At 64.4% G+C, this 5,059-nt stretch carries 2 protein-coding genes and 5 pseudogenes; 3 read left to right on the plus strand and 4 right to left on the minus strand.

The genetic code is table 11. The annotated features are described in order from the left end of the window. A pseudogene (locus tag JCM19049_RS19460) lies at positions 1-124 on the plus strand (CoA ester lyase); the annotation flags it as partial. A gap of 128 nt (positions 125-252) precedes the next feature. On the opposite strand, the pseudogene JCM19049_RS07980 reads toward JCM19049_RS19460, so the two are convergent. The 4 genes and pseudogenes from JCM19049_RS07980 to JCM19049_RS19465 all read right to left on the minus strand — a co-directional run bounded on the left by JCM19049_RS07980 (position 253) and on the right by JCM19049_RS19465 (position 3,214). Further along, positions 253-1,756: pseudogene (locus JCM19049_RS07980) on the minus strand (alanine/glycine:cation symporter family protein). A gap of 103 nt (positions 1,757-1,859) precedes the next feature. Continuing rightward, a pseudogene (rraA, locus tag JCM19049_RS07985) lies at positions 1,860-2,356 on the minus strand (ribonuclease E activity regulator RraA). 2 nt (positions 2,357-2,358) lie between these two features. Next, positions 2,359-2,946, minus strand: coding sequence for a fumarylacetoacetate hydrolase family protein (locus tag JCM19049_RS07990; RefSeq protein WP_279402741.1), 588 nt, complete (start codon positions 2,944-2,946; stop codon positions 2,359-2,361). 64 nt (positions 2,947-3,010) lie between these two features. Beyond that, entirely contained in the window at positions 3,011-3,214 is a 204-nt protein-coding gene (locus JCM19049_RS19465) for a hypothetical protein (protein ID WP_279402742.1), read from the minus strand. A 211-nt stretch (positions 3,215-3,425) separates the two neighbouring features. On the opposite strand from JCM19049_RS19465, the pseudogene JCM19049_RS07995 reads away from it, so the two are divergent. Beyond that, positions 3,426-4,066: pseudogene (locus JCM19049_RS07995) on the plus strand (ABC transporter permease). A gap of 121 nt (positions 4,067-4,187) precedes the next feature. After that, positions 4,188-5,059, plus strand: a pseudogene (locus JCM19049_RS08000) (ABC transporter ATP-binding protein); the annotation flags it as partial.

Consider the following 5,059-nt stretch of genomic DNA (forward strand, 5'->3'; position numbering starts at 1 on the left):
CCATGGAGCTGCTGGAGGCGCACGCCGCCGGTGCCGCAGTGGCGACGGTTCCTACCTGCCGCGTCTGGCCCGTGCGCAGAAGATCGCCGACCTGGCCGACTCCTACGGCCTGTGGAACGCCTAGCCGCCTAGCTGCTCGCGGCGCCCGGCCAGCCTGGGCGCAACAGCCGTTCAATACCTGAACAAAGTACAAGAGCCAGTCCCTGAACGGGACTGGCTTTTGTGTCTGAGGGCAACTGGCAGCGCCCGCCCTTAGCGTTCGTGGACCTCGGTCTTGCCGGTGGCCTGGGCGTGGGCGGAGCCGATGACGTCGCCGGCCTTCCACTCATCCCAGCCCGGACGTCCGGCCATGAACGTCTCGATCTGGTCCTTGGTGGCTTCCAGCTTCGGGTCGTTCTTCAGGTACCACTTGGTTTCGCGGGCCACCAGTCCGGAGAGGATCAGCAGACCCAACAGGTTTGGCAGGGCCATCAGCCCGTTCATCATGTCGGAGAAGTTCCACACCACGGCCAGCTCGGTGGTGGCGCCCACGAACACGACCAGGGAGAACACCACGCGGAACGGCATCACCAGGCACGACCGAACAGGCGCTCCATCTGGCGTTCACCGTAGTAGCACCAGCCAGGATGGTGGAGAAGGCGAACATCACCAGGCCGATGGTCACAATCCAGTGTCCCCACTGGCCAGGCAGGCCGTGGGTGAAGGCCTGACCGGTCATCAGCGCGGCGGAGATCTGCTCCCCGGTCTCCGGGTCAATCATGTTCCACGTGCCGGTGGTGATGATGACCAGGCCGGTGCAGGTGACCACGATGATGGTGTCGATGAAGGTCTGGGTCATCGAGACCAGGCCCTGGCGCACCGGGTGGCTCGTCTGTGCAGCGGCGGCGGCGATGGCCGCCGAGCCCATGCCCGACTCATTGGAGAAGATGCCGCGGGCCACGCCGAACTGCACGGCGATGATGATGGCCGAGCCGGCGAAGCCACCCACGGCGGAGGTGCCGGTGAACGCGTCGGTGAAGATGGTGGCGAACGCGGCGGGGATCTGGCCCAGGTTGGCCAGCAGGATGTAGATGGCGGCGCCCACGTAGAAGATGATCATCACCGGGACGAACCCGGCGGTGATGCGGCCGATGGACTTGATGCCGCCGACCAGCACGGCCAGGGAGAGCACGGTCAGCACCGCGCCGGTGACCCACAGCGGCACCTGGAAGGAGTTCTCCAGGTTCGCGGAGATCGAGTTGGCCTGGGTCATGTTGCCGATGCCGAAGCTGGCGATCGCCGCGGCGATGGCGAAGAACAGGGCCAGGAACTTGCCGAACGGTCCCTTGATACCGCGCTGCAGGTAGTACTGCGGGCCGCCGGACTTCTCACCGGCGGCGTCGGTGCCGCGGAAGCGCACACCCAGAAAGGCCTCCGAGTATTTCGAGGCCATGCCAAAGATACCGGTGATCCACATCCAGAACAGCGCACCGGGCCCGCCGATGCCGATGGCGGTGGCCACCCCGACGATGTTGCCGGTGCCCACGGTGGCGGCCAGGGCGGTGGTCAAAGCCTGGAACTGGGAGACGTCTCCCTCCGAACCGGCGTCCTTGCGCTTGATGATCCCCAGGCGCAGTGCCGGACCGAGCTTGACCAGCTGGATCAGGCCCAGCCGGATCGTCAGGTACAGCCCGGTGAGCAGCAGAAGCGGGATCAGGACAAATGGTCCCCAAATGACGGACGAGATGTCGCCAAACAGGGTCGTGAGGGCTTCCATGTGTTGGTCCTCCAGTGATGCGAGTGTGATGTTCATGACGCTGGTGGCGTCAAGGTAATACACTAACCCATCATGGTGACCTGGATCTCCATTTATTGCGGGCTCAGCCGATCGGGTCCAGAAGGATCCCGTCTTCGTCGCTGTGCAGCATCAGCCCGGGACGGAAAGTCACCGAACCGAAGCGCAGTTCCACGTCAGGAGAGCCCGAGTCCAGTTTCTGGCTCTTGCGCGGGTTGGTGCCCAGCGCCTTGATTCCCAGGTCCAAGGTGGCCAGTTCCGCCGAGTCCCGCACGGCGCCGTGGATGACCAATCCGGCCCAGCCGTTGTCCAGTGCGGTCTTTGCGACCATGTCACCGAGCAGTGCGCAGTCCAGGGATCCGGCTCCGTCAACCACCAGCACCTGCCGTTGCCGGGGGTGGCGACAATCTGCTTGAGGATGGAGTTGTCCTGGTAGCAGCGCAGCGTGCGGATTGGGCCGCTGAACTTTGTCCGCCCGCCAAAGTTGCGCAGCTGGGTGGAGACCGACTGCAGGGTCTCGTCGTCGTCGAACAGATCGCAGGTGGAAAAATCCTGGGGTGCCGAAGCGTTGGTGTTGTGCATGCCTAGTCCTCCTGTGGGTGGAAGGTCAGCCGGCTGGTGCCCAGACCTTCGATGCTGGTTTCCAGTACGTCGCCGGCCTTGAGCCAGGGGCGGCGGCCGTTTTCGTCCTTGCGTGAGACGGCCACCCCGGCCGGGGTGCCGGTCAGGATCAGGTCCCCGGGCTGCAGCTCGGTCATCGCCGAAATGTAGCTGACCAATTCGGCCACATTGAAGACCAGGTCATCGGTGGAGTCGTCCTGGACCAGCTGCCCGTTGACCTTCGTGGTGATCCGCGCCCCGGGGGAAAATTCGTCGGCCGTGACCAGCCAGGGGCCGACCGGGGTGGAGGCGTCCCAGGCCTTGCCCTGCAGCCACTGCCGGGTGCGGCCCTGGTAGCCGCGCATGGAGATGTCATTGGAGATGGCGTACCCGGCGATGTGCCGGTGCGCGTGTTCGGCGGGGATCCGCCGTCCCGGGGCGCCGATGATCACCGCCAGCTCACCCTCGTAGTCCACCCGGTGGTCCTCGCCGGGGATTTCCACGCTGTCGTTGGCGCCGGTGAGGCTGGAGGCGAACTTGGCGAAGATGGTGGGGTACTTCGGTTCCTCCATCTGGACCTCCGCGATGTGGTTGCGGTAGTTCAGCCAATGCACAGAACCTTGGAGGGATTGGGGATTAGAGTGGCGTACACCAGCCGGCGTGCGGCTGCGGCTGGCTGGCCCGGGCCTGCTCCAGGGACTGCTGCCGCCGCTCCTCCTCGGCCCGCAGGAAATGCTGCACATCCGGGAATCCGGGAAGCAGCTGGGCGCCGTGGTCGCTGATCAGCGCGGCGGCCGTGGGCGCCGCTAAATCGGGGGTGCGAAGGGTGGCAAGTTTCATGCCCCATCTCACTACAAGTGGCCTGCGGCACGCCAGTCGATGTCATTTTCTATTGTGGTTCGTGAGTGAACTAATAAGTCCAAGTCAGACAAGAAATACCGGTGTATCAATTGGAAGTGATCTAGCCAACTAGCTAAGCTAGAGGATGCCGGACCGCGAAATTCCGCGGATTTGGTGCATTTTTCGTAACTAGAGTGAAGCAGGTTTTGATGTGGGAGATTTCATTGGCGAGCGATATCGCCAAATACTGTTGGCCTCCTGGCAACACTTCTCGCTGGTAGGTCAATGCCTGATCCTGGCCACCGTCATTGCCGTAGTGCTGGCGGTGCTGGTGTACCGCAGCAAGGCGCTGGCGGGCGTGGCCAACGGCATCAGCGCCATTGGTTTGACGATCCCTTCCTTCGCGCTGATCGGCCTGCTGATTGTGCCGGTCGGTTTCGGCGTTACCCCTGCGGTCATTGTGGTGACCTTCTTCGCCGCGCTGCCGATCCTGCGCAACGCGATCGTGGGCCTGAACAATATTGAACCCAGCCTGGTCGAATCCGCCCGCGGCATCGGAATGAGCCGCCTGGGCACCTTGCTGAAGGTTGAGATTCCCATGGCGTGGCCGGTGATCCTGACCGGCATCCGGATTTCCGCCCAGATGGTCATGGGCGTCGCGGCGATCGCCGCCTATTCGCTCGGCCCGGGCCTGGGTGGAATGATCTTCTCCGGCCTTTCCCGCCTCGGTGGCGCCAACTCCCTGGAATCCGTCGTTGTCGGCGTGGTGGGAGTGGTCATCCTGGCCTGATTCTTGATTTGATCCTGATCGGCATCGGCCGGCTCACAACCCCGCGAGGTATCCGTGTCTGAGAACAACGCTAGAGAAGACAACAACATGGCCGCTAACGGCAAGACCGCAGGCCAGGGCGGTGCCCGCACCGGCAGCACCGCCGCGAACGGCGCCGCTGAGGGCGTCACCGGCGCCTCGATCATGCTGCAGGAAGTCACCAAGACCTATCCGGGGCAGAAGAAGTCCGCGGTGGGCGGACTGACCCTGGAGATTCCGGCCGGCTCCATCGTGATGTTCGTCGGCCCCTCGGGCTGTGGCAAGACCACGACCCTGAAGATGATCAACCGGCTGATCGAGCCGACCAGCGGGCAGATCGTGATCAACGGCGATGACGTAACTAAGATGAACGGTGATGAGCTGCGCCGGCGCATCGGCTACGTGATCCAGGCCGGTGGATTGTTCCCGCACATGACGGTGGCCACCAACATCGGCATGGTGCCCAAGATGCTGGGCTGGTCCAAGGAGAAGATCGCAGCCCGCGTGGACGAGCTGCTCGAGCTGGTTTCCCTGGATCCGGAGCTGTACCGCGACCGCTTCCCGAAGGAGCTGTCCGGCGGACAGCAGCAGCGCGTGGGCGTGGCCCGCGCCCTGGCCGCCGACCCGCCGGTGCTGCTGATGGATGAGCCGTTCGGCGCCGTGGACCCGATCACCCGCCAGCGCCTGCAGGATGAGCTGCTGAACATCCAGTCCGAGGTGCAAAAGACCATCGTGTGCGTGACCCACGACTTCGATGAGGCCGTCAAGCTCGGCGACTGGATCGCCGTGTTCAACGAGGCGCCCAGCTGGAGCAGTACGATTCGCCCGAACGCATCCTGGCCAACCCGGCCAGCGAGTTCGTGGAGAACTTCATCGGCTCCGGTGCCGGACTGAAGCAGCTGACCCTGACCCGCGTGAACGAGGTCGAGCTGGAGGACGCGGTCACCGCGACCCCCGGCCAGCGCGCCTCCGATGTGCTCTCCCAGGTGCAGGGCGCCGGGGCGAAGTACGCGGTAGTGCTCGATTCGCGCGGCCGC

This window comes from Arthrobacter sp. JCM 19049, assembly GCF_001310435.1.